Source organism: Pseudonocardia humida (assembly GCF_023898865.1).
GTDB classification, from domain to species: domain Bacteria; phylum Actinomycetota; class Actinomycetes; order Mycobacteriales; family Pseudonocardiaceae; genus Pseudonocardia; species Pseudonocardia humida.
The window spans coordinates 17,913-40,461 of the sequence record NZ_JAGSOV010000094.1 but is presented as its reverse complement, the minus strand read 5'-3'; the positions used below and the strand labels follow the sequence as shown (position 1 = coordinate 40,461).

Annotated in this window: 20 protein-coding genes and 2 pseudogenes; 10 read left to right on the top strand and 12 right to left on the bottom strand. The window is 71.4% G+C overall.

The window, feature by feature from the left end; translation table 11 throughout:
* Positions 1-399 precede the first annotated feature (399 nt).
* Entirely contained in the window at positions 400-1,158 is a 759-nt protein-coding gene (locus tag KDL28_RS38165; RefSeq protein ID WP_252446372.1) for an SDR family NAD(P)-dependent oxidoreductase, read from the bottom strand.
* A gap of 306 nt (positions 1,159-1,464) precedes the next feature.
* Between KDL28_RS38165 and KDL28_RS38160 the strand changes: the two genes are divergently transcribed.
* Complete coding sequence (locus tag KDL28_RS38160) at positions 1,465-2,286, top strand: AraC family transcriptional regulator (RefSeq protein WP_252446373.1); 822 nt, start codon at positions 1,465-1,467, stop codon at positions 2,284-2,286.
* Between the two features lie 64 nt (positions 2,287-2,350).
* On the top strand, positions 2,351-2,932 hold the full coding sequence (locus KDL28_RS38155) for a dihydrofolate reductase family protein (RefSeq protein ID WP_252446371.1): 582 nt from the start codon (positions 2,351-2,353) through the stop codon (positions 2,930-2,932).
* 78 nt (positions 2,933-3,010) lie between these two features.
* On the opposite strand, the gene KDL28_RS38150 is transcribed toward KDL28_RS38155, so the two are convergent.
* On the bottom strand, positions 3,011-4,471 hold the full coding sequence (locus tag KDL28_RS38150; RefSeq protein WP_252446370.1) for a WD40 repeat domain-containing protein: 1,461 nt from the start codon (positions 4,469-4,471) through the stop codon (positions 3,011-3,013).
* 296 nt (positions 4,472-4,767) lie between these two features.
* On the opposite strand from KDL28_RS38150, the gene KDL28_RS38145 reads away from it, so the two are divergent.
* Positions 4,768-5,772: a LacI family DNA-binding transcriptional regulator gene (locus KDL28_RS38145; protein ID WP_252446369.1), complete on the top strand. Its 1,005-nt coding sequence runs from the start codon at positions 4,768-4,770 to the stop codon at positions 5,770-5,772.
* Between the two features lie 14 nt (positions 5,773-5,786).
* Here KDL28_RS38145 and KDL28_RS38140 read toward each other — a convergent pair whose 3' ends face one another.
* The 6 genes and pseudogenes from KDL28_RS38140 to KDL28_RS38115 all read right to left on the bottom strand — a co-directional run.
* Entirely contained in the window at positions 5,787-8,051 is a 2,265-nt protein-coding gene (locus KDL28_RS38140) for an alpha-L-rhamnosidase (RefSeq protein ID WP_252446368.1), read from the bottom strand.
* Between the two features lie 44 nt (positions 8,052-8,095).
* Positions 8,096-8,944, bottom strand: a complete 849-nt coding sequence (locus tag KDL28_RS38135; RefSeq protein WP_252446367.1) for a carbohydrate ABC transporter permease — start codon at positions 8,942-8,944, stop codon at positions 8,096-8,098.
* Positions 8,941-9,876 carry a carbohydrate ABC transporter permease gene (locus tag KDL28_RS38130; protein WP_252446366.1) on the bottom strand — a complete coding sequence of 312 codons (936 nt, stop codon included), beginning with the start codon at positions 9,874-9,876 and terminating at the stop codon, positions 8,941-8,943. The genes KDL28_RS38135 and KDL28_RS38130 overlap by 4 nt, the downstream gene beginning before the upstream one ends.
* A gap of 73 nt (positions 9,877-9,949) precedes the next feature.
* Positions 9,950-11,275, bottom strand: a complete 1,326-nt coding sequence (locus KDL28_RS38125; protein ID WP_252446365.1) for an ABC transporter substrate-binding protein — start codon at positions 11,273-11,275, stop codon at positions 9,950-9,952.
* A gap of 186 nt (positions 11,276-11,461) precedes the next feature.
* Positions 11,462-11,818, bottom strand: a complete 357-nt coding sequence (locus KDL28_RS38120) for a hypothetical protein (protein ID WP_252446364.1) — start codon at positions 11,816-11,818, stop codon at positions 11,462-11,464.
* A gap of 317 nt (positions 11,819-12,135) precedes the next feature.
* Positions 12,136-12,514: pseudogene (locus KDL28_RS38115) on the bottom strand (transposase); the annotation flags it as partial.
* 38 nt (positions 12,515-12,552) lie between these two features.
* Here KDL28_RS38115 and KDL28_RS42340 point away from each other — a divergent pair.
* The 6 genes and pseudogenes from KDL28_RS42340 to KDL28_RS38090 form a co-directional block, all read left to right on the top strand.
* Positions 12,553-12,876: pseudogene (locus tag KDL28_RS42340) on the top strand (phosphotransferase family protein); the annotation flags it as partial.
* A 405-nt stretch (positions 12,877-13,281) separates the two neighbouring features.
* On the top strand, positions 13,282-14,322 hold the full coding sequence (locus KDL28_RS38110) for an iron-siderophore ABC transporter substrate-binding protein (protein ID WP_252446363.1): 1,041 nt from the start codon (positions 13,282-13,284) through the stop codon (positions 14,320-14,322).
* Positions 14,322-15,362, top strand: coding sequence for a FecCD family ABC transporter permease (locus KDL28_RS38105; protein ID WP_252446362.1), 1,041 nt, complete (start codon positions 14,322-14,324; stop codon positions 15,360-15,362). The genes KDL28_RS38110 and KDL28_RS38105 overlap by 1 nt, the downstream gene beginning before the upstream one ends.
* Positions 15,359-16,393 (top strand): FecCD family ABC transporter permease, encoded by a 1,035-nt coding sequence (locus KDL28_RS38100; RefSeq protein WP_252446361.1) that lies wholly within the window; start codon positions 15,359-15,361, stop codon positions 16,391-16,393. The genes KDL28_RS38105 and KDL28_RS38100 overlap by 4 nt, the downstream gene beginning before the upstream one ends.
* The gene (locus tag KDL28_RS38095) at positions 16,390-17,202 is read left to right on the top strand and encodes an ABC transporter ATP-binding protein (RefSeq protein WP_252446360.1); all 813 of its coding nucleotides are present in this window, start codon (positions 16,390-16,392) and stop codon (positions 17,200-17,202) included. The genes KDL28_RS38100 and KDL28_RS38095 overlap by 4 nt, the downstream gene beginning before the upstream one ends.
* Before the next feature lie 133 nt (positions 17,203-17,335).
* Positions 17,336-18,343, top strand: a complete 1,008-nt coding sequence (locus KDL28_RS38090; protein WP_252446359.1) for an NAD-dependent epimerase/dehydratase family protein — start codon at positions 17,336-17,338, stop codon at positions 18,341-18,343.
* On the opposite strand, the gene KDL28_RS38085 is transcribed toward KDL28_RS38090, so the two are convergent.
* The 3 genes from KDL28_RS38085 to KDL28_RS38075 form a co-directional block, all read right to left on the bottom strand.
* Positions 18,330-19,076, bottom strand: a complete 747-nt coding sequence (locus KDL28_RS38085; protein ID WP_252446358.1) for a TetR/AcrR family transcriptional regulator — start codon at positions 19,074-19,076, stop codon at positions 18,330-18,332. The two genes, KDL28_RS38090 and KDL28_RS38085, sit on opposite strands and share 14 nt — an antisense overlap.
* Before the next feature lie 103 nt (positions 19,077-19,179).
* Positions 19,180-19,578, bottom strand: coding sequence for an efflux permease Rv1217c-related protein (locus tag KDL28_RS38080; RefSeq protein ID WP_504967692.1), 399 nt, complete (start codon positions 19,576-19,578; stop codon positions 19,180-19,182).
* Between the two features lie 214 nt (positions 19,579-19,792).
* On the bottom strand, positions 19,793-21,196 hold the full coding sequence (locus KDL28_RS38075; protein WP_252446356.1) for an FAD-dependent oxidoreductase: 1,404 nt from the start codon (positions 21,194-21,196) through the stop codon (positions 19,793-19,795).
* 82 nt (positions 21,197-21,278) lie between these two features.
* On the opposite strand from KDL28_RS38075, the gene KDL28_RS38070 reads away from it, so the two are divergent.
* On the top strand, positions 21,279-21,959 hold the full coding sequence (locus KDL28_RS38070; protein WP_252446355.1) for a helix-turn-helix transcriptional regulator: 681 nt from the start codon (positions 21,279-21,281) through the stop codon (positions 21,957-21,959).
* 391 nt (positions 21,960-22,350) lie between these two features.
* Here the strand turns inward: KDL28_RS38070 and KDL28_RS40985 are convergent, their stop codons facing one another.
* Positions 22,351-22,476 (bottom strand): hypothetical protein, encoded by a 126-nt coding sequence (locus KDL28_RS40985; protein WP_256503550.1) that lies wholly within the window; start codon positions 22,474-22,476, stop codon positions 22,351-22,353.
* Between the last annotated feature and the right edge of the window lie 73 nt (positions 22,477-22,549).

The following is a 22,549-nucleotide window of genomic DNA, read 5'->3' as shown; positions in this document are numbered from 1 at the left end:
GCGGCCCGGGGGCCCCCCCCCCCGGGGGGGGGGGGGGGGGGGGGGGGGGGGGGGGGGGGGGGCCCCCCCCCCCGGCCGGGCCCGGCTCGGCTCGCGGTGCTGCGCGCCGCCTCGCCGGCCGGGCTCGCAGCACCAGCGGTGTGTTCGCAGCACCGGGTGTGGCCGCGCAGCCCGCCGGCGCGCTGCGACAACCCAGCCAGCCCTGCGACGTCCCCGCCAGCCGCCGGCGCGCTGCGCGCCCCCAGAGCCAGTGCTGCGACACCCACCCAGCGCTGCAAGGACACCCTCCCCCGGGGATGGGGGCCGTCTTCGCAGGGGCGGTGGGGTCTTCGCAGGCGCCGTAGCACTTGCGAAGACCATGGGGACTCTGCGCAGAGGCCGACAGGCGCGCGTCGGGGGCTACCAGCCGGCGACCGACCCGGCGTCGACCGGCAGCGTCACCCCGGTGACGAAGGAGGCGTCGTCGGACATCAGCCACACGACGGCCGCGGCGACCTCCTCGGGCTCGCCGATCCGCTGCAGGGCCTGCGGGCGCATGATCTCGGCGAGCCGCTCGGGGGTGGCGCCGCGCGCGAACCCGGTCATGATCGTCCCGGGGGCGACGGCGTTGACCCGGATCAGGTCCTCGGCGTACTCGACGGCGGCGTTCTTCGTCAGCCCCACCAGTCCGTGCTTGGCCGCGGTGTAGGGCGCCAGCCGCTTCACCCCCCGCAGACCGGCGTTGGACGCGGTGTTCACGATGGACCCGCCCCCGCCTGCGAGCATCGCTCGGATCTGGCGCTTCATCCCCAGGAAGACGCCGCGCAGGTTGATCGCGATGACCCGGTCGAAGTCCTCGTCCTCGACGTCGGCGAGCAGCTTCCCGCCGCCGCCCACCCCCGCGTTGTTGTGCGCGAAGTCGAGCTTGCCCCAGCGGTCGAGCACCCCGGCGACCAGCGCGTCGTGGTCGGCGGGCCGCGCGACGTCGCAGACCTGGAACTCGGCGACGCCGCCGGCCGCCCGGCACAGCTCGACCGTCCGCGCGCCCTCAGCGGCGGCCGACCCCAGGTCCGACACCAGCACCGACGCACCCTCGGCGGCCGCGCGCACCGCGGTGGCCCGACCGATCCCGCTGGCCGCGCCGGTGACCAGTCCCGCCTTGCCCTCCATCGACCCCATCGACCCACCGTGCTGATCCCGCGCGCGCGGGACTCCACGATCCGCGCCGGGTTTGCTGGCGATCCGTGCGAGCCACCGATCCGCTGCGACCGGATCGCCCCGGCGCGTCTGGCGACTCGATCTTGTGAGGAGATGGACAAGCGTGGTTCTCCCACGCAGCACGCGTATCCCACGCAGATGTCCGCGGCCGGGCTCTCGGCCCGGATCGGCGCCGGCTCGATGCCGGCGGCAGCGCGGCTGGACCATCCGGGCGCGCGAAGGCGGCGGGGCGTCGGTGATGCTGTGGGCGTGGAGTACGTGTCCAGAGTGCCGCGACCGCCGCTGGACGGGCTGATCGACGACCTCTACTACCTGGAGGGTGCGCCGCCGTACGCCCGGCTGATGCTGCCGCCGATGCCGGGGGCGCTGCTCATCGTCAACCTCGGGGCGCCGTTCCGCATCCGCGCCGGCACCGACATCGAGACGGCCGAGTACGCCGACGGCTGCGTGATCACCACGCCCACCCGCGCGTTGGAGTTCGGCTACCCGCTCCGGACCCGGTCCGTCGGCGTGCACGTCAAGCCGTGGGGGTTGGCGCCGTTCCTGCCGATGCCCGCGGTCGAGCTGTGCGACCGGCCGGTGACGGTGGAGCAGGTGTGGGGCCGGCCCGCCGTCGCCGAACTGCGAGACCGGCTGGCCACGGCGGACGGACCGCGCGAGATGCTGACGCTGCTCGAGGAGGAGCTGATGCGACGGCTGTGCGAGACCGCCGGCCTGGGGCTGGTCCGCCGTACGAGCAGCGTCATCGCGGCGACCAGCGGGGCGGTGGCGATCGGCGACCTGAGCGTGGCAGCCGGTGTCAGCAGCACTCATCTGGCGCAGCGGTTCAAGGAGCTCATCGGTGTCACGCCGAAGCGGCTGGCCCGCACCCAGCGCTTCGCCGCCACCATGCTCGCGATCGACTTCGCCGAACCGATCGACTGGGGCGACGTCGCCGGTGGCGCGGGTTACTTCGACCAGGCCCACTTCGGCCACGAGTTCCGGGCGTTCACCGGGCTCACGCCGACCCGGTACGTCGAAGTCCGGCGGCGGTTCCTGCGCGAACATCCCGGCCACGTGCTGGACAGCTGGCCGCTGCCGGCCGATTGAATTCTTACAAGAGCGACAGCTCACGACCCGCTAATTTGGGGCCCCCGGAAGAAAGGAGAGCCCCGTGGGCAAGGTGGTCATGTACAGCTCGGTGTCGGTGGACGGCTTCATCGCGGACGAGAATGACCAGCCCGGACCGCTGTTCGACTGGTTGTCCAACGGGGACGTCCCGTTGGACGAGAGCGGCGCGGTGAAGGTGTCGCAGACGTCCTACGACTACACCCGGCCGTACTGGGACCAGATCGGGGTGACGATCGCCGGCCGCCACGTCTTCGACATCACGGACGGCTGGGACGGGAAGCCTCCGGGCGGGATCGACCACGTGGTGGTCGTGACGCACCGGCCGGAGCCCGAGGGCTGGGACCCCGGTGCGCCGTTCCACTTCGTCGACGGCGTCGAGGCAGCCGTGGCCAAGGCGCAGGAGCTCGCGGGTGACCGCGTGGTCGAGGTCGCCGCCGGCGACGTCGGTGGCCAGGTGCTTGCCGCGGGCCTGATCGACGAGGTGCGCATGGACGTCGTACCCGTCGTGTTCGGGTCCGGCAAGCGCTACTTCGGGTCGGTCCACGCGCAGCACCTGTTGGAGGATCCCGACGTGGTGATCCAGGCCAACCGGGTGCTTCACCTGCGCTATCGGGTGCGCCGTTGACACAGCGGGAACCCCGGATGGATCTGACCGTGGCAGGGCGTGATGCTGGTGAGTGATCGGGCCGTGCGAGTTCGGTGATCAGGCGGGCGACGCGAAGTCGGGCAACTGCCAGCGGCGTAGCGTGTTGTCGACACCACCGGTGATCAGCGACTGTCGGCCGTCACCGTCAGCGAGGACCGCGATGTGGACGTGATGGAACACATCGGCCCCGGAGTGCGTCCCGTGCCCGAGAAGCGGACCGATCACCTGCTCGCCCGTGCCGGGATCCCAGATTCCGACGTCGCCGCTCTGGCCGGCGATGGCCAGTGCGTCGGTGCCGTCGGGCCTCGGAATCACCGCCCAGTTCGCGACCCACACGTCGACGAGTTCGTTGACGAGCTCACCGCTCGTGACGTCCCAGACCGGCAGATCGGGGCCGCTGTCGCTGACCACGGCCACCAGCGGCCGGCCCGCCGGGCCGCGCAACCCGATCAGCTCGACGTACCGGGTGTCGTCCGGTTCGAACGGGGTCCCGAACCGGGCACCGGTGACCGGGTCGAACACCTCCACCGTGTCGTCCATGCCCGACAGGCAGGCCACCAGATCGCCACCGGTGGGACCGGGCACCGCGGCGATGGTCATCGGGACGCAGTCGAACGGGGCGGGCAGGTTCGCTCCCGTGTCCGGATCCCACAGCCTCACGACATCGGTCCGGCTCGTTCCGGAGCCGGCCGCCGGCGCGCCCCGCATGGCGATCAGGGTGCGACCGTCGGCCACCCGCAGATGGCATACCTGCTTGGTCACCAGCGGATGGGTGGCGGTTGGATCCGCCAGGGGCGTGCCGGTCATCGCGTCCCACACCTGCACGCGCGCAGGATGGTGGTCGAAGCCGACCAGCAGATCCGGCCCACCGGTGCGGGGCACGTACGCGAGCCTCTGCGTCTCCCCTGCGAGGTCCAGCACACCGATGCGGGTGCCCGCAACGGGATCCCAGATCCGCAGGCCGGAGCGGTCGCGAACGCCGGTAGGGCCGTTGACGGCAGTCACCACCGTGGCCGGAACGGACGCGGTCCCCGGCCGCACGGCCAAGAAGGCAACCTCACCCGTCGGGCGTTGCGGAAGGAACGGCGGCGCGTCGGCTCCCGGCCGGGCGTCCGCGGGCGATGCCGGCTCGTCCTCGTCCAGTTCACCGTTCATCTCCCCGCTGAGCGGATCCCACAACCGGACCGGGCCACGGTCGCCCTGACCGTTGCCGCTGGTGACCGCGACCCGCGGGCCATCGGAGCTATCCACCACCCGTACGCCCGTCACCCCCATCGCCCCTCCATCGGCGATGCAGCCGGCGGCGATCGGCGGGGCGACCTGGGCGCCGGTGGCCGGGTCCCACATGCGCAGCGTTCCGTCGCTGCCCCCGGTCACCACGACAGGACGTCCGTCCGGAAACGTCAACGGCGTCCAGCACATGATCCAGCCGAACGAGTCCGGAAAGATGAACTGGCCGGATGTGGAACGGCCCCGCTGGAGGTCATGTCGGTCGAAACCCGGCTCCGGCGAGGACACTGAAACACCCCTAGAGATCCATGACGATGATCGCGACCGATCGCAGCCTAGCGACCCGGTGCACCCGGTGGCCGTAGCGGGCCCGGACGGGCGCCATGCCCGCCTTCGACAGCGCGGACGCCACTCCGCCGCGCTGCGTCTCTGTACCGATCGGACAGGCGATGCCGGCCCGTCGAGTCCGCACTGAGGCTCTGCCGTGCGCCCCAGCAGACCGGAGGTCGCCAGTGTCGTTGGTTCTGCACCGGTACCCTCAGCGCACGAGAACGAGAAGGCGAGCGGCACATGGCACCCGGACGGTGAGCACGGCCCGCGGCCGACGGATCACCAGCGCCGACGTGGCCCGCGAGGCCGGTGTGTCCCGCGCGACCGTCAGCTACGTCCTCAACGACAAGCCCGGCCAGGCCATCCCCGACGCCACCCGCCGGCGGGTCCGCGACGCCGCCGCCCGACTCGGCTACGCCCCCTCGGCGACGGCGACGGCGTTGCGCCGCGGCCGCTCGGACGTCGTGCTCGGGCTGCTGCCGGACTGGCCGCTCGGGCACGCGCTCGGGCGGGTGGTGCAGGAGGTGACCGCGGCCTTCGCCCGCAGCGGGCTCACCTTCGTCCTGCACCCGGATTCCCGGGCCGTCCGCCCCATGGGTGAGGTGTGGAAGGCCATCACCCCGGTCGCGGTGCTCGCCTTCGACGCCCTCACCCCCGCGGAGGCGGCAGCGATGCGGGCGGCCGGCGTCGAGGTCGTGGTCACGCTGCACTCGCCGGTCGAACAGCGGCCCGGCGAGCTGCTGCAGCCCCAGGACCCGGTCGGCGGGCTGCAGGCCCGGCACCTCGCCCCCACCCACCGGCGGCTGGGCTACGCCTATCCCGACGACGACCGGGTCGCCGTGTTCGCCCGCCCGCGGTTGCAGGGGGTCCGCGATGTGTGCACGGAGCTCGGGCTGCCCGCGCCCGACGTCCGGACCGTCCCGCTGCAGCCGCGCGCGGCGGCCGAGGCGGTCCGGTCCTGGCTCGCGGCCGACCCGCCGGTGACCGGGATCTGCGCCTACAACGACGAGGTGGCCATGGCCGTGCTGACGGGCGCCCGGCGGCTCGGGGTGCGCGTCCCCGAGGAGCTGGCCGTCGTCGGGGTCGACGACGTGCCCGCCGCCGCCGTGGCCGACCCGCCGCTGACCACGGTGGTGCAGGACTACCGGGCGATCGCCGAGCACCATGTGCGCAGCGTCGTCGCCGTGCTGGCCGGCGAGCCCATCCCGGGTGCCCCGGTCAAGGACGAGTGCCGGTTGGAGATCCGCGCGTCGGCCTGACGACCCGTGGCGGGTCAGGCGCCGGCCCGGAACCGGTGGCTCCCGGCGCCCACGCGCTGGGGCTCTGCACCCGGCACGTCGATCTCGGCTGTCACCCCGTCGGGCACGGCGACCTCGACGTCCAGCGCTCCGGAGGGCTCCACCCGCCAGGCGACGGCCACCAGCCCGTGCGGTGTCTGCAGTGAGCACTCCGCCCAGGTCAGCCCACCTCCGGGGCGAGGGGCGACACGCACGGTCCGGTAGCCGGGCTCGGCGGGCGCGATGCCGCCGACCGTGCGGTGCAGCCAGTCCGCGACCGCGCCCAGGGCGTAGTGGTTGAAGCTGGTCATCTGCCCGGGGTTGATGGTGCCGTCGGGCAGCATCGAGTCCCACCGCTCCCACACCGTGGTCGCGCCCATGGTCACCGGGTAGAGCCACGAGGGGCAGTCCCGCTGCAGCAGCAACCGGTAGGCGTCGTCGAGGTGCCCGGTCTCCACCAGCGCGTCGCACACGTACGGAGTGCCGGCGAAACCGGTGGCGATGCGGTGTCCGCTCTCGGCCACCAGCGCGGCCAGCCGGTCGCCGGCCAGACCCCGGACGCGGTCGTCGAGCAGTCCGAAGTGGATGGCCAGGGCGTAGGCCGTCACCGCGTCGCTGCGGATCCGGCCGTCGTCGCCGACGTAGTGCTTGACGAACGCGCTGCGCGTGCGCTCGGCCAGCCCGGCGAAGTGCTCGGCGTCGCCGCCGCGGCCGAGCACGGCGGCGGCCTCGGACGCCGTGCGCGCGCTGCGGTACAGGCACGCGGTCGCCACCACGCCGTTGTCGGCCTTCGCGCGGATCGGGTCGTCCGGGGGCGCGGTCGGGTCGAGCCAGTCGCCGAACTGGAAGCCGGTGTCCCACAACCCGGTGTCCGACAGCAGCGTCTCGACCCGGCGGACGTGTGCGGCCATCGCACCGTAGGCCCGGTCCAGCGCGTCGCGATCGCCGTAGGCCCGCCACAGCGCCCACGGCACCCAGACCGCCGCATCCCCCCAGACGGCCGTGCTCTCCTGGGCGCCGAGGTCGCCCGGCGGGGTGTACTTGAGGACGTCGGGCACCACGTACGGGATCAGGCCCTCGGCCGCCCGCTGCTCGGCGTCCACGTCGAGCAGCCAGTCGCCGAGGAAGTCGGCGACGTCGTAGAGGAAGGCCGCGCTCGGCGCGAACGCCGCGATGTCGCCGGTCCAGCCCATGCGCTCGTCGCGCTGCGGGCAGTCGGTCGGCACGTCGAGGAAGTTGCCCCGCATCCCCCACACGACGTTGTCGTGCAACTGGTTGACCAGCTCGTCGGAGCAGCGGAACCGGCCGGTGCGGCGCAGGTCGGAGTGCACGACGACGGCGGTGATCGCGTCGGTGGTCGGCACCCCGGGCCAGCCGTCGAGCTCGGCGTAGCGGAAGCCGTGGAAGGTCAGGGTGGGCTCGAACACGTCGTCGGCGCCGGAGAGCACGAACCGGTCGGTCGCCTGCGCCGAGCGCAGCGGACGGGTGCCGAGCTCCCCGTCCTCGAGCACCTCGGCGTGCCGCACGGTGACCGTCGCGCCGGCCTCGCCGCGCACCGCCAGCCGCAGCCAGCCGACCAGGTTCTGCCCGAAGTCCACCAGCGTCCCCCCGGCCGGCGACGTCCAGATCCGGGTCGGCGACACCTCCTGCTGGCGGCGCACGACCGGCCCGACGTAGGGCGCCAGGATCGCGGCGTCGAACTCCTGGGCGTGCACCCCGGTCCACCCACTACCGGCGGCGCCCGGCCGCAGCCAGGCGTCGTCGACCAGGCGGGCGTCGATGGTCTGCCCGTCGTAGAGGTCGTTGGTCTGCACCGCCGACGGCCCGGCGCGCCAGGACCCGTCGGTGCCGACGAACTGCCGATGGCCGTCCGCGAAAGTGATCTCCAGCTGGGCCAGCACCCCGAGCTCGGGCCCGTAGATCGCGCGCTCGTCGCCCCAGCCGAGCCGGCCGCGGTACCAGCCGTTGCCCAGCGCGAACCCGAGCACCGCGGTCTCGCCCGCGTCCGGCAGCAGCGCCGCGACGTCGTACGTGCGGTACCGCAGCCGCCATTCGTAGCTCGACCAGCCCGGGCTCAGCACCTCGTCGGACACCGCGGCGCCGCCGACGAAGGCCGTGAAGACCCCGCGGGCCGTCGCGTGCAATTGGGCTCCGGTCACGGCGCCGTGGCCGGTCTCGACCGAGAACTCGGTGCGCAGCAACGGGGCGCCGGCGAAGTCCTCGTCGGGTCCGATCATCGTGGCGTGCCAGGTCGGCGGCATGGCCGTCGTCCCCTCTCGGTTTCGGGCACCGCGGTGCGGCGCGCTCAGCCCTTCACCGCACCGGACGTCATCCCGGCGACGATCTGGCGGCTGAAGAACAAGAACATGACCAGCGGCGGGATCATGATCAGCAGGATGTCCATGAACAGCAGGTTGTACTGGTTGCTGTACTGGCTGTTGAAGTTGAACAGGGTGAGCTGCACGGTGGCGTTCTGCTCGCCCGGCAGGAAGTACAGCGGGTTCACGAAGTCGTTGTAGATGGTCACCGACTGGACCACGACGACAGTGATGATCACCGGGCGCAGCAGCGGCAGGATGACCCGGAAGAACAGCCGCAGCGGGCCGGCCCCGTCCAGCACCGCCGCCTCGTCCAGCTCCCGCGGCACGGTGATCAAGAACGCCCGGAACAGCAGGATGCAGAACGACACCCCGAACGCGACCTCGACCAGGATCAGCCCGAGCATGGTGCGGAACAGCCCGATCCCGTCCAGCACCCAGATGGTCGGGACCACCGCCGGCGGGATGATCAGCCCGGACAGCACCAGCATGTTGATCAGCGGGTTCCACCGGCTCGGCCGGCGCTGCAGCACGAACGCCGCCAGCGCCGCCAGGATCACCGAGATGGCCACCGCGGACACCGTGAGGATCACGCTGTTGGTGAAAGCGATGATCAGCAGGTAGTCCCGCGCGGAGAGCACCTCGAGGAAGTTCTGCGCGATCCGCCACTCGGTGGGCCAGGTCAGCTGCAGCAGCGACGCCTCCTGGCGGGTCTTCACCGCCGCCAGGACCACGAAGGCGAACGGCACCAGGAAGACGACACCGAGCACGGCCATCGACACCGCGCTGAGGCCGAAGCGCCGCCACCGCGCCGCCGTGCTCACAGCGCGGGTCACAGCTCGGCCTCCTTGCGGTTGAGCCACCAGAACAGCGGCACCACGATCGCGGTGACCACCACGAACAGCACGACGTTCCCCGCGGTGGACAGGCCGTAGAAACCGGCCTGGTACTGCTTGTAGATCACCGAGGCGATCACGTCCGAGGTGAAGCCCGGCCCGCCGCCGGTCATCGTCCAGATCAGGTCGAACGACCGCAGTCCGCCGATCAGCGACAGGATGATCACGGTCGTGGTGGCCGGCCGGGCCAGCGGCAGGATGATGTACCGGAAGTTGTCCCACGCACTGGCCCCGTCCACCCGCGCGGCCTCGAAGTACTCCCGCGGGATGGACACGATGCCGGCGATGTAGATCACCGTGGCCAGCCCGACGCCCTTCCAGATGTCGACCAGTGCGACCGAGAGCAGGGCGTAGGACGGGTTGGTCAACCAGCCGGGGCCGGGCAGTCCCACCGCCTCCAGCGCATTGTTGATCACTCCGCCGAACGGGTCCATCAGGGCCTCGAAGGTCAACCCCACGCCCACCGTGCTGACCAGCACCGGGAAGAACACCATCGAGCGCAGGAAGTCGCGGCCGACGATGTTCGAGGTCAGCAGCACCGCCAGCAGCAGGCCGAGCACGACCTTCGCCGCCGAGGTCAGCACCCCGTAGATCAGCGTGTTGACCAGTCCGGTCACCAGCGCGGCTTCCCGGAAGAACATGACGAAGTTCTCGAACCCGATGAACTCCCAGTCGATCAGCCGCCAGCGGGTGAGGCTGAAGAAGAACGAGACGACCGTCGGCACGATGAACAGCACGAGGTAGACGACCGCGGCCGGCAGGTAGAACCAGTACGGGTACCGCGCCCCGGCGCGGACACCCGAGCGGATGCGGCCGGGTGGCCGCGGGGCCGGGCCCTCCCGGCTGGTCGCGGGCTCGAACGTCGTGGTCATGCGCGAGAGCACCTCCTCGGGCTCGCGGCGCCCCGTCCCCGGCGGTGCGCGCCGGGGACGGGGCGACCGTCGGCTAGTCCCAGCCGGGCAGCCCCAGCTGCTGGGCCTGCTTGCGGACGTCGTCGTCGTAGAGCGCCGCGCCGTCCTGCGCCGACCGGATCCCGGAGCCCACCTCGACGGTGATCTGCTCCAGCGCCGGGCCCTTGACCGGCGAGAGGAACTCCAGCGCCGGGCTCGTCCTGCCGTCGTCGACGTAGCCGGCGAAGTCGGCGACGGCAGCGGGCACGTCGGCCGGCAGCTCGCAGCCCGCGGTGGCGAAGGGCCCGGTCGGCGGGACCGCGGTGCGGGCCACCTCGCAGCCGTCGGGGCCGGTCACCCAGTTCAGGAAGGTCTTGGCCGCCTCCAACTTCGCGCCGGTGGTCGTCTGCGGGACGTAGATCCCGGCGGGCAGCCACTGGGTCGCGCCGTTGGTGGCCGCGTCGTCGCCCGGGAGCGCGAAGAACCCCACGTCCTGCGCGGACTCCGGGTTGTTCGCCACCATCTGGATGACCGTCGAGGTCAGCATCGGGTACTGCGCCCCCTCGCCGGTGGCGACCTTGCGCAGCCCGTCCTCGAGCTCGGCCGAGGCGAAGTCGACGTTCTGGTAGCCCGCCTCGTGGACCTCCTGCAGGTGCTGGAAGCCCTTGATGGCCGGCGCCGACGTCGCGTACTTGACCCGGCCCGCCGTGTACTGCTCGGCGAAGCCCGGCTCGGCCGCGGCCACGTTGTGGAAGTCGGCGAGCACCAGCAGCTGGGAGGTCCACGTCTCGCCGTAGGTCTGGACGACCGGGTCGATCCCGGCCGCCTTGATCGCCGCGCTGTTGGCCATGAACTCGGCCCACGTCGTCGGCACGCTCAGCCCGAGCCGCTCGTAGACCGGCTTGTTGTACAGGACGCCGCCGCCGAGCGAGGCACCCCAGGGAGCGCCGTACACCTCGCCGCCGGCGCTCACCGAGCTGCGGAAGTCGTCCTGCAGCGTGGAGACCCACCCCTCGCCGGTCAGCGGGGTGAGCTGCTGCTGCGGGGTGAGCGCCTGGAACAACGACCCGGAGTTGTACTGGAAGACGTCGGCCATGTCGCCGGTGGCCAGCCGGGTCTTGACGACGTTGTCGCCCTCGGAACCGCCTGGCCGCGTCTCCAGGGTCACCGTCACGCCCTGGTTGGTCGCGTTGAACGCCTCGACGAGCGCTTCGCCCAGCGCGACCGCCGACTCGTCGTTGCCGATGAGGAAGTCGAGCGTCTCCCCACCACCGCTGTCGCTGGAGGAGCCCAGGCTCCCCGCACTGCACGCCGAGAGCAGCAGTGCCGCTCCCACCAGTACCGCCAGCCGCCTCGGGCGGGGCCGTGTCCTGCCGTTCATCGTCGAACCTCCAGGAGTCCGGCCGACCGTCAGACGATCGGTCGGCGTCCGGGTCCGGCCAGGCGGCATGGAGTGCCCCGCACCGCCACCGTAATGAAACGTTTCAACCCTGTGACGCGGGGGACGCTATCGGTGCTACTTACACGTGTCAACGACCACAGACGAGCTGTGGCACGACCGAAACCCTCAGCGACGAGCGATGTCGACCCATGTAGGCGCGTACCTGCGATGGCTTCGGGTCACGGCGGAAGCCGCCGCACACTCGATGAGGAGCTGGGTGAACACCACCGAGCCGAACCCGCCCGATGCGACTTCCCGGCCGACCGCTGGGCGAGACCTGATCCGCCCGGTTTCCCCTGCCCGACGGAGATCCTGCGGCTGCCCGGGATCGGGCACTTGGCGCCTGGCGAGCGGTGCGATGCGCAGTGCCGCCTCCACGATGCGCTCGGTCGTGCGCGTGCAGCCCACTGCCCGGGACGGCGCGATCCATCGCTGGACGCCCGCGACGTCGAAGATCGTGTGCAGATGCACACTCATTTGCATGTGCAGAGCGTCGCCTCGCAGGCATCCTCGACAGACGTCAGATCAAGTGATGCTGATGCCGTGCGCACGTGGGGAAGGCACCGCCATGACGAAGCACTCCGGTGCCACACATCCCAGCAACGGGCCGACCACGTATCTGCGACCTCCCGCGATCGGCCACGATCGCGGGGTGAGTGAGCGGATCTACGCCTACATCCGCGCTGGCCGCCTCGACCAGCGCGACCACCACGGCGCCCGTCCGGCCCCGCCTCCGACTCGGACCTGAACCGCGCCGGACGCACCACGACGGCCTGACAACGTCGCCCCGAGCAGCGCGGCCCCGCGGTCGAGCCGAGGAACTGGCCCAGGGCGGGCACGAAGTCCCCCGAGGACAGGACGTGCAGGTAGAGCAGCGGCCGCACCTCGGTGATCTTCGGGGTCTTGCGCGCCCAGGGCGGGCAGGATCGCCGAGGAGAACCGCCGCCGCTGCCCTGTCTCGGCGTCGACGCGGCGGTCGTTGACCCGCGGCGCGACCACCTCGACCGCCCCGGCCGAGGTGAGGACCTCGCGAGGCTGATGCGAGCCGTTGCGCACGACCAACCGACGTCCGTCGGCGTCGCGCTCGCTGATGTGGCGGGCGATGTAGTCGTCCACCTCGGCCTGCAAGGCTTCGGCCGGCATCCGGCGGGCACCCTCGCGCACGAGCTCGTCGATCACCGACCGGCCGCTACCGGCGCGGTCGGGTCCTCAGCGCCGTGGTCTGCTCCAGGAACTACGGTGAGCACGGGTCGTCACCGACCGGCGTTCGCAGCGCCGATCTTGCTTGTGCGCCTCAAGATCACCGGGAGGGTACGACCTCCCAGGTCATCCACAGGGACCACGGTGACTTCGGTCCCGACAACACGCTGCTCGACCCGGACTCCTTCCAGATCACCGCCGTCCCGGACTGGGAGTTCTCCTCCCCGGGCCGTGCCGATCCCGTGGCCGACCTCGCCTGGTCCGAGTGGATCGTACGGATGCACCACCCCAGGCAGACGGCGGCGATTTCGGCGCTCTACGCCGGCTACGGCACGTCGTTCCCCTGGCCCGAACGACAAGCGGCCATGGTCAGCCGGTGTGAGGAACCCATCGACTTCACGCACGAGTGTGACCCGGACGGCGGCCCGGCGAGGCGCTGTGGCGCGAACGTCTCCGCAGCACCGCAGCATGGCCCGAATGAGGAGAGCGCCCTCGCCGGGCGAGCAGGTCTCCGGGATGACCGGGAGAGGCGCGGCAGGAGCGTTGGGCGTTGGGCGGGCTCGGTGAGCAGGCCAGAGCCCAGCTCACGAGCCGGAAGATACCCCGGACACCTCGGAACTCCTCACCCGAAGGTCACGTACGGAAGATCACCGGTTCCCTGGGAGCTGGCGCGGCGGGCGCGGGGTAGTTTACCCGACGAGATGTTAGGTGAGGCATTCCTATTGTACGAAGTGGAGTACCCCGACATGCGTGTCAACCGGTTCCTCACCGGGATCGTCGCCGCCACCAGCGCACTCGCGCTCGCCGCCTGCGGCGCGCCGTCCGACACCGGCGGGACGCCCGCCGCGTCCTCCGACAGCGCCGCGGCGGCGTTCCCGGTCACCGTCACCCACGCCTTCGGCACCACCACGATCGAGGAGAAGCCCGAGCGGGTCGCCACCGTCAACTGGGCCAACCACGAGGTGCCGCTGGCGCTGGGTGTCGTCCCGGTCGGCTACGCCAAGGCCAACTTCGGCGACGAGGACGGCGACGGCCTGCTGCCCTGGGACGCCGCGCGGCTCCAGGAGCTCGGTGCGCCGACCCCGGTGCTGTTCGACGAGACCGACGGCATCGACTTCGAGGCGGTGGCCGAGACCGGTCCCGACGTCATCCTGGCCGCCTACTCGGGGCTGACCCAGCAGGACTACGACACCCTGACGAAGATCGCGCCGGTGGTGGCGTACCCGGAGGCCCCCTGGGCCACCTCCTGGCGCGACAGCATCAGGCTGGAGAGCAAGGCCCTCGGCCTGGCCGCCGAGGGCGACGCGCTGATCGCGAAGATCGAGCAGCAGATGAAGGACGAGACGGCGCGCTACCCGAAGCTGGCCGGCAAGTCGGCGATGTTCCTCACCCACCTCGACCCGACCGACCTCAGCAAGATCAGCTTCTACACCACGCACGACACCCGGGCCCAGTTCTTCACCGACCTCGGCATGAAGCACCCGGAGAGCATCGCGGCGGCCTCCGCGACCACCGAGGAGTTCAGCCTCACCCAGAGCGCCGAGCAGGTGCAGAACCTCAGCGACGTGGACATCATCGTGACCTACGGCGACGCCGAGGGCACCACCCTGGCCACCCTGCAGCAGGACCCGCTGCTGTCCAAGATCCCGGCGATCCAGCGCGGCTCGTTCGTCTCGCTGCCCGGCAGCACCCCTGTCGCCACCGCCGCCAACCCGACGCCGCTCGCCGTGTCGTTCGTGCTCAAGGACTACGTCGACCTGCTCGGCGAGGCCGCCGACAAGATCTGATGACCGCCGTGACCGGGTCCGGGCCGGACGCCGCCGCGCTGCGCCGCCCGGGCCGGGTGCGGCTGGGCTGGCTGCTGGTCGTGCTGGCCGTCCTCGTCCTGGTCGTTCTCGCGTCGGTGGCCTTCGGCTCCCGGATCGTCGGCTGGGCCGACATCGCCGCCGCCGTCGGCGGCGCCGAGGAGACGCTCGACCAGGCAGCCGTGGTCAAGCGCATCCCGCGCACGGTGCTCGCCGCACTGGTCGGCGCGGCGCTGGCCCTGTCCGGCGCGGTCATGCAGGGGGTCACCCGCAACCCGCTCGCCGACCCGGGCATCCTCGGCGTGAACATGGGCGCGATGCTGGCGATCGCGGTCGGCATGGTCACCGTCGGGCTGCACACCGCCACCGCCTACATCTGGGTCGCCATCGCCGGCGCGGCGCTGTCCTCCCTGTTCGTCTACGCGGTCGGCTCGCTCGGCCGCGGCGGCGCCACCCCGCTCAAGATCGCGCTGGCCGGTGCGGCCACCTCCGCCGCGCTGGCGTCGCTGGTGGTGGCGGTCGTGCTGCCGCGCGGCGACATCGCCGAGAACTTCCAGTCCTGGCGGGTCGGTGGGGTCGGCGGGGCGAGCTGGCAGAGCATCGGCCAGGCGCTGCCGTTCCTGGTCGCCGGCCTGGTCGTCTGCCTGCTCTGCGCCCGGGCGCTGAACTCGCTGGCGCTCGGCGACGAGCTCGCCGCCGGCCTCGGTGAGCGCGTCGCCCTGGTCCGCGGGATCGCCGCGCTCGGTGCGGTGGTGCTGTGCGGGGCGGCCACCGCGGTCGCCGGGCCGATCGCGTTCGTCGGCCTGATCGTCCCGCACCTGTGCCGGCTCCTCGTCGGGCTCGACCACCGCTGGTCGCTGCCGTTCGCCACGCTCGTCGGCGCCGCGCTGCTGACCGCCGCGGACGTCGCCGGCCGGGTGGTGAACCGGCCCGACGAGATCGAGGCCGGCATCATCACCGCCCTGATCGGCGCCCCGTTCTTCATCTACGTCGTCCGCCGGCAGAAGGTGCGAGAGCTGTGAGCACCACGACCCTCGAGGCCGTCACCCGCGGCCGGGTCCGGCGCAGTCGGCGGCGACAGGCCGTCCTGACCGCCTTCTGTGTGGCGGCGGCGACGATGGTCGTCGTCTCGCTGATGGCCGGGCGGACCTTCTACCCGCCCGGCGACGTGCTGCGGGTGGTCCTCGGGGAGACGGTGCCCGGCGCTTCGTTCGCCGTGGGTGAGCTCCGGCTGCCGCGAACGGTCCTGGCCCTGCTCACCGGAGTGTGCTTCGGGATGGGCGGGGTCACCTTCCAGACCATGATGCGCAACCCGCTCGCGAGCCCCGACATCATCGGCATCAGCTCGGCGGCGAGCGCGGCGGCGGCCTTCGCCATCATCGTGCTCGGGCTCGGCGAGGCCGGCGTCTCGGTGTTCGCCATCGTCGCTGCGCTCGGCGTCGCCGTCGTCATCTACGTGCTCTCGTTCAAGGACGGGGTGGCCGGCACCCGGCTCGTCCTGATCGGCATCGGCATCGCCGCCATGCTCCACAGCGCCACCTCCTACATCCTGAACCAGGCCGGGCAGTGGGACCTGCAGGCCGCGACGCGCTGGCTCAACGGCAGCCTGAACGGCTCCACCTGGGACGAGTCCGTCCCGGTGCTGATCGCGCTGGTGGTGTTCGGCCCGGTGCTGCTGGGGCAGGCCCGGGGCCTGACGATGCTGCAGCTCGGCGACGACACCGCGGCGGCCCTGGGAACCCGGCTGGAACTCACCCGGCTGGTGTCGATCGTCTCGGCGGTCGGCCTCATCGCGTTCGCCACCTCGGCCACCGGACCGATCGCGTTCGTGGCCTTCCTCGCCGGGCCGATCGCGGCCCGGCTGGTCGGGCCCGGCGGCTCGCTGCTCGTGCCGTCCGGGCTGGTCGGCGCGCTGCTCGTGCTGGTCGCCGACTTCCTCGGCCAGTTCGCCTTCGGCACCCGCTTCCCGGTGGGCGTGATCACCGGCGTGCTGGGCGCCCCGTACCTCATCTACCTGCTCGTCCGCTCGAACCGTGCGGGAGGCTCGCTGTGACCACCGACCACCGCCTCACGGCCGAGAAGCTGACCGTGGGCTACGGCGAGCGCGTCGTCATCGAATCGCTCGACCTGCTCGTCCCGCCCGGCCGGATCACCGCGATCGTCGGCGCCAACGCATGCGGCAAGTCCACGCTGCTGCGCGCGATGTCGCGGCTGCTCGCACCGCGTACCGGTCATGTCCTGCTGGACGGCCGTGAAGTGCACAGGATGCCGGCCAAGGAACTGGCCCGCACCCTCGGCCTGCTCCCGCAGTCACCGATCGCACCGGAAGGCATCACCGTGGCCGACCTGGTAGGCCGGGGCCGCCACCCGCACCAGCGGATCCTGTCGCGGTGGAGCAGTGATGACGACCGTGCGGTGGCCGCCGCGCTCGACGCCACCCACACCGTCGACCTGGCCGACCGGTCGGTCGACGAGCTCTCCGGCGGGCAGCGGCAGCGGGTGTGGATCGCGATGGCGCTGGCCCAGCAGACCGAACTGCTGCTGCTCGACGAGCCGACCACGTTCCTCGACGTCAGCCACCAGGTGGAGGTGCTGGACCTGCTCACCGACCTGAACACCGACCGCGGCACCACCATCGTGATGGTGCTGCACGACCTCAACATGGCGGCCCGCTACGCCGACCACCTGATCGCCCTCGCCGGCGGTGGTCTGCACGCGGCCGGGGCGCCGGCCGAGGTGCTGACCGAGGATTGCGTGCGGGCGGTCTTCGGCCTGGACAGCCAGGTCATCCCCGACCCGATCTCGGGCAAGCCGCTGATGCTGCCGATCGGCCGCCACCACGTCCGGTCCGCGGTGCGGTAGACCGGTCGCGGGGCTTGAGTCCGAAGTCTCGGTCTCGAGCCAGTCGTCCGGACGGGCCGCCCGGATGCGCTTGAGCGCGGCCAGGCTGTGATCGCCGTGGACAAATTTTCGTTTTGTTCATATGGTCACTTGCATGAGACTTCTCGTGCTCGGTGGAACTCATCACGTCGGACGGGCGGTCGTGGAGACCGCGCTGGCCCGGGGAGACGAGGTCACCACGCTCAACCGCGGGGTGAGCCGCCCGCCGACGCCCGACACCCAGGCACTGGTGGCCGACCGGACCGACCACGAGGCGGTCCGCGCGGCGCTCGGCGGCCAGGAGTGGGACGCCGCCATCGACACCTGGGCCGGTGCGCCCCGCGCGGTCCGCGACGCCGCCCGGTTGCTCGCCGACCGGGTCGGTCACTACGGATACGTCTCCAGCCACGGCGTCTACCAGTGGCCGTGGCCGTCCGGCGCGGACGAGCGCGCGCCGCTGGTCACCGGCGACCCGGGCAGCGACGACGGCAAGGACTACGCCGCCGCCAAGCGGGGCGCCGAGCTGGCCGTGCTGGAGGCGTTCGGAGACCGGGCGCTGCTCGCCCGCAGCGGCGGGATCATCGGACCGTACGAGGACGTAGGCCGGATCCCGTGGTGGATGCGGCGCATCGAACGCGGCGGGCGGGTCCTGGCCCCGGGGCGCCCCGAGACGCCCCTGCAGTTCATCGACGCCCGCGACATCGCCGTGTGGATGCTGTCGGCCGCCGACCGCGGCCTCGGCGGCGCCTTCAACGTCAACAGCCGCCCCGCGAGCACGACGATGGGCGAGCTCCTGCACACTCTCGCCGAGGTCCTCGGCAGCGACGCCGAGCTCGTCTGGGCGGATTCCGGCCTGCTCGAACGCGAAGGGCTGATGCTGGGTATGGAATTCGGCCTGCGCTACCCCGGATACCCCAGCCCGACCGGCATCCACGACGCCGACACCTCGGCCGCCCACGCCGCCGGGCTGGTTTGCCGGCCGCTACGCGAGACGCTGGCCGACACCTGGGCCTGGTTGCGCACCGAAGGTGACCCCCGGCAGCCCGCGGGGACACCGCCGATGGGCTCCTGGTCCGACACCGCCGCGGAACGACGGGTCCTCGACCTGCTCACCGCCTCGTGACACCGCCCGTGGGATCGGTCGTGAGGCCGGTCACCACGGTGTCGATGAGCAGATCCAGCACGGCGGGATATGCCGCCGGATCGAACTCGCCCGCGTTGACGTGCACCACCGACACCGCTTGGAACAGCCCGACCACGGCCGCCGGATCCGCCTCGGCGATCCTGCCCTCCTGCTGGGCGCGCGTGACGAAGTCCGTCAGCGGCGCGATCAGCTCGCGCTGGACCCGCTCCATGTCCTCCTCGCCCAGGCGGTCCCGGACGGCCTTCAGTTCTTCGGGGTGAGTGAGCAGCCGCCGGTAGAGCGGGTGGTCGTCCAGGATGGTCACGATCGCGCGGAACAGCCCGGCGAGCTGGTCCCGCGCCTCGGACGCCGACGCGGCCGCCGCCAGCCTGGGACCGATCACTCCCATCTCCTCCATCATCAGATCGAGGAACAGTGCCTCCTTGCTGGCGAAGAAGGAGTAGAAGCTGCTCTTGGAGATCCCCGCTGCGGCGGTCAGGTCCTCCAGGGAGGTCTTGCGCACCCCGCGCGTGGTGAACAGCTCGGTGGCCGTGGCCCGCAGCTGAGCGGTGATGCGCCGGCGTTCGGCCGGGTTGAACGAGGGCGACATCGATGTCCGTTCAGCTAGTTCGGGTATTTGTTCACACCGTATGGCGCTCGCCATCAGCGGATCAAACCCCGGCTCACCCGACCGGCCGTTGAGACTGGTGAGATCGCCGACCACACCGGCCACGCACACCAGAGAGCCAACCCCCGGTGGGCGGCCCGGCACCCCGCACCTCCGACAACCGACTCGAACGGAGACAGCATCAGCTCGTCACGAGCGGCAGATCCGATCATTCCGGTAGGACATCGCGTCGCTGGAGCAAGGCCATGCCTGCTGCGATCAGCGCCCCTGCGATGATGACGAGCCCGATGTAGACGAGTGGCGTCGGTCGGTAGTAGGCGCTGACGTGCGAGAACGGGGAGACGGCGCGGTAGACGGCCTCGGGCAGTACTCCAGCCTTGACGGCGATCTCGGCGCCGATGCCGATGCCGATGGCCAGCCAGCCGAGGACCGGGGCGGTCCGGGACACGGCCCCGAATGCGGCCACGGTCACCCCGACGAGCACCCAGACGGCCGGGACCAGCGGGAGCGCGAGCCCGAGGCCTCGGGTGAGTCCACCAGCGAGATCACCGGTAGCCGCCCCGGCCCCGACAGCAGGGCCTGCTTGCCCACGGACAGCCGTCGCCATCGGGTGCCAGGCTGCTTGCGGCGCCGTCGCAGCACGGTGGCCAGCGTGGTCAGGGCGTGGTTGGACACGGACAACCCCGCAGGGCAGGAAGGCACCGAAGCTCCTGGTAGGCCGCGATTTGATCTAGGCAATCACTCGTCTACCAGGGGCTTCACTCATGCTCGAAGGCGGCCAGGTCGTACGGGGTACGTCGCCTCAGCAGGTTGGAAACGGCTCAATGGCCGCCGAATCGGCCCACCAGGTCGGGAAGATCATCATCGGGGTCGTCGGTTGCCCACCAGACGTATCCGTCCGGTCGGATGACTGCTGCTGACGCGTCAACGGTCAGTGGCTGGACAGGGATGCCGGCCGTGGCGGCCTGCTCGATCATGGCGTGTCCAGGAGATCCGACGAGGGCGGCGCGTCCGTCGAGCAAGGCGTCGCCCGTGGCCGTCACCCGGGCGCCGACCAGTCGGTGCTGGTCGGTCCTGCCATAGTGGACGTCCAGTCCGGCGAGTCGCCGAGCCAGTTTCAGCGACAGGTCGGGCAGGTCGGTGATCAGATCGCTCAGCACCTGACGCAGTGCCAGCCCGGTCGGAGTGGTTGCGCGGATCAAGGCGGTCTGGGCCAGGGTGTGTTCCGCGACGTCCTCGGCCCAGGGGTGGCGTTCGTCGTGGTAGGTGTCCAGCAGGCCGGCGTCGGCGCGGCCTTGGACGACGGCGGCGAGTTTCCAGCCCAGGTTCATGGCGTCCTGCAGGCCGAGGTTGAGGCCGACGCCGCCCGCCGGGAAGTGCATGTGCGCGGCGTCGCCGGCCAGCAGCACACGGCGCCGGCGGTACGTGGCGGCCACCCGGGTGGCGTTGCCGAATCTGGTCAGCCATGCCGGGTCGCGGATGTCGAAGTCCGTGCCGGAGATACGCCGTACGGTCTCTTGCAGCTCGTCGATCGTGAGGTCGCGACGTGGGGAATCCTGGTGCTCGGGGTCGAAGCCGGTGAATCGGAACCTGCCTCCGGGCAGCGGCGCGACGATCAGCGCGCCACGTTCGTTCAGCACGCCGTAGCCCGGCGGCGGAGGTGAGTCCGCGTGCGCGTCGCCGAGATAGGCGTACGTGTCGGCGTCAGTACCCGGGAATTCGATCCCGGCGGTCTGCCGTACCGTGCTCCCCGCGCCGTCGGCGCCGATCACCCAGCCGGCTCGCCAGGTCTCGCCTGATTCGGTGACGACGCGTACCTCGTCGTCGTCCTGAGTGAGCCCGGTGACGGATCGGCCGCGACGGATCCGAGCGCCCAGGGCGAGCGCCCGCTCCAGCAGAACCGCCTCGGTGCGATGCTGCGGGAACGCCAGCATGAACGGATACGGGGTGTCCAGTCGGGTCAGATCCAGCCGCTGGCTCAGGAACCCGAAGTGCCAGGCCGGTACCGGGATCCCGCCGGCCAGGAACGGGTCGACCAGCCCACGCATGGCGAGTTGTTCCAGCGTGCGGGCATGCACGCCGAGCGCTTTGGAATGCGGCGACGGCATCTCCAGCCGTTCCAGGACCACGGTCTCGACGCCAGCCAGCCGTAACTCGGCGGCCAGCATCAAGCCGACCGGCCCAGCCCCGACGATCACTACTTGGGTCTCGGTTTCAGTGTTCACCCGGCCGACGCTATTGCGGTGCCGCGGCCGGTGCCTTGACCTAACGCGACGGGTATTTCGTCTCATGTTGTACGGTCCGGCCATGCCGAACGTTGCCGAGCGTCTCACCGCCGCGTGGGGCCGGGCCTTCTCCGTTGTGGAGGATCCGGAGGGCGCGCGTCAGGTCGTCGGCCTGCGGGTGCACGCCGATGCCGGGCAGGCCGAGCACGGGCTTCTCGCCGTGCATCATGCGCTGCTGCGGCTGGCCGGCGACTACGGACCGCGTTCGGTCGATCTCCCGGTGGGCCCGGCGCGCGACGAGCACCAGTACTCGGAGACGTTCGGCGCCAAGGTGCGGTTTCGGCGTTCCCAGGCGCTGCTGCGCCTGCCCGCCGGGGTGCTGGCCGGGGCCGCTTTCCGTCCCGCGACCGACCGTTCCGACCTGGCCTGGCGCGTGCGGAGCCTGTTGACCGAACGGCTGGGCCGCGAGTCCACAGCGCTGGCCAACGTCTCCCGCACGATCGCCGTCCACCCCCGTACGCTGCAACGCAGCCTGGCCGACGAGGGTCTCAGCTTCGGCGAGATCCTCGACTGCGTCCGACGTCAGCAGGCCCGCTCCTATCTGCTCGACACCGATCTGCCGTTGGCCGAGATCAGCGCCCGGCTCGGATTCGCCGAGCAGGCCGTATTCAGCCGATGCGCCCGGCGCTGGTGGGGCGCGGCGCCATCCCGGATGCGGCCGCCACCAGCCGGTGAGCAGCCCGTACCCGCCGAGGGGCGATAGCCTCCAGGCAGGACCTGATCGTCGATGTGATCGCCGGTGGAGGTTGCGCCGCAGGCGTTCACCGTGGCCTTCCGTCGATGCGCTGAACCGGCTTCGGAGCGGATCATCCATACCGGACGGTCGGCGCGCGCATGACGAGGATCCTGTCGTCCTCGATCAAGGATCGCGCGGCACGGGGCCCGTAACGCACCGACGGCAGCAGCCGATTCGTCCAGACGCCGGTCACCTCGACCGCAGAGCTCGGCGAGCCGAATCGGAAAGGACCCCATGGGGCGTGAGCGGCCTCCGCTCACAACAAGGACAACGTCTGCTTGCTCCGTGGCTGAGTGCATTTCCATCTGAGCTGGCCGTCGAGCGTGTATCGGGTGTCTCCAGAGCGGGAGCATTCATTTCAGCTCGACCGAGAACAATCCGCGAGCTCCAACTGGACGACGTCGACCTCGGTGAGCGGCGCCTCGTTCTGGGCGGGCACGCGCGACTGCTGGACGAACTCGCCTACCACGCTCGGGCGGGGCATGGATGTTCATCCTGATACGGACAGGGGTGCCCATTGCCGGGGCCGGTGATCAGGGGCCGCCATCGGCATGGCG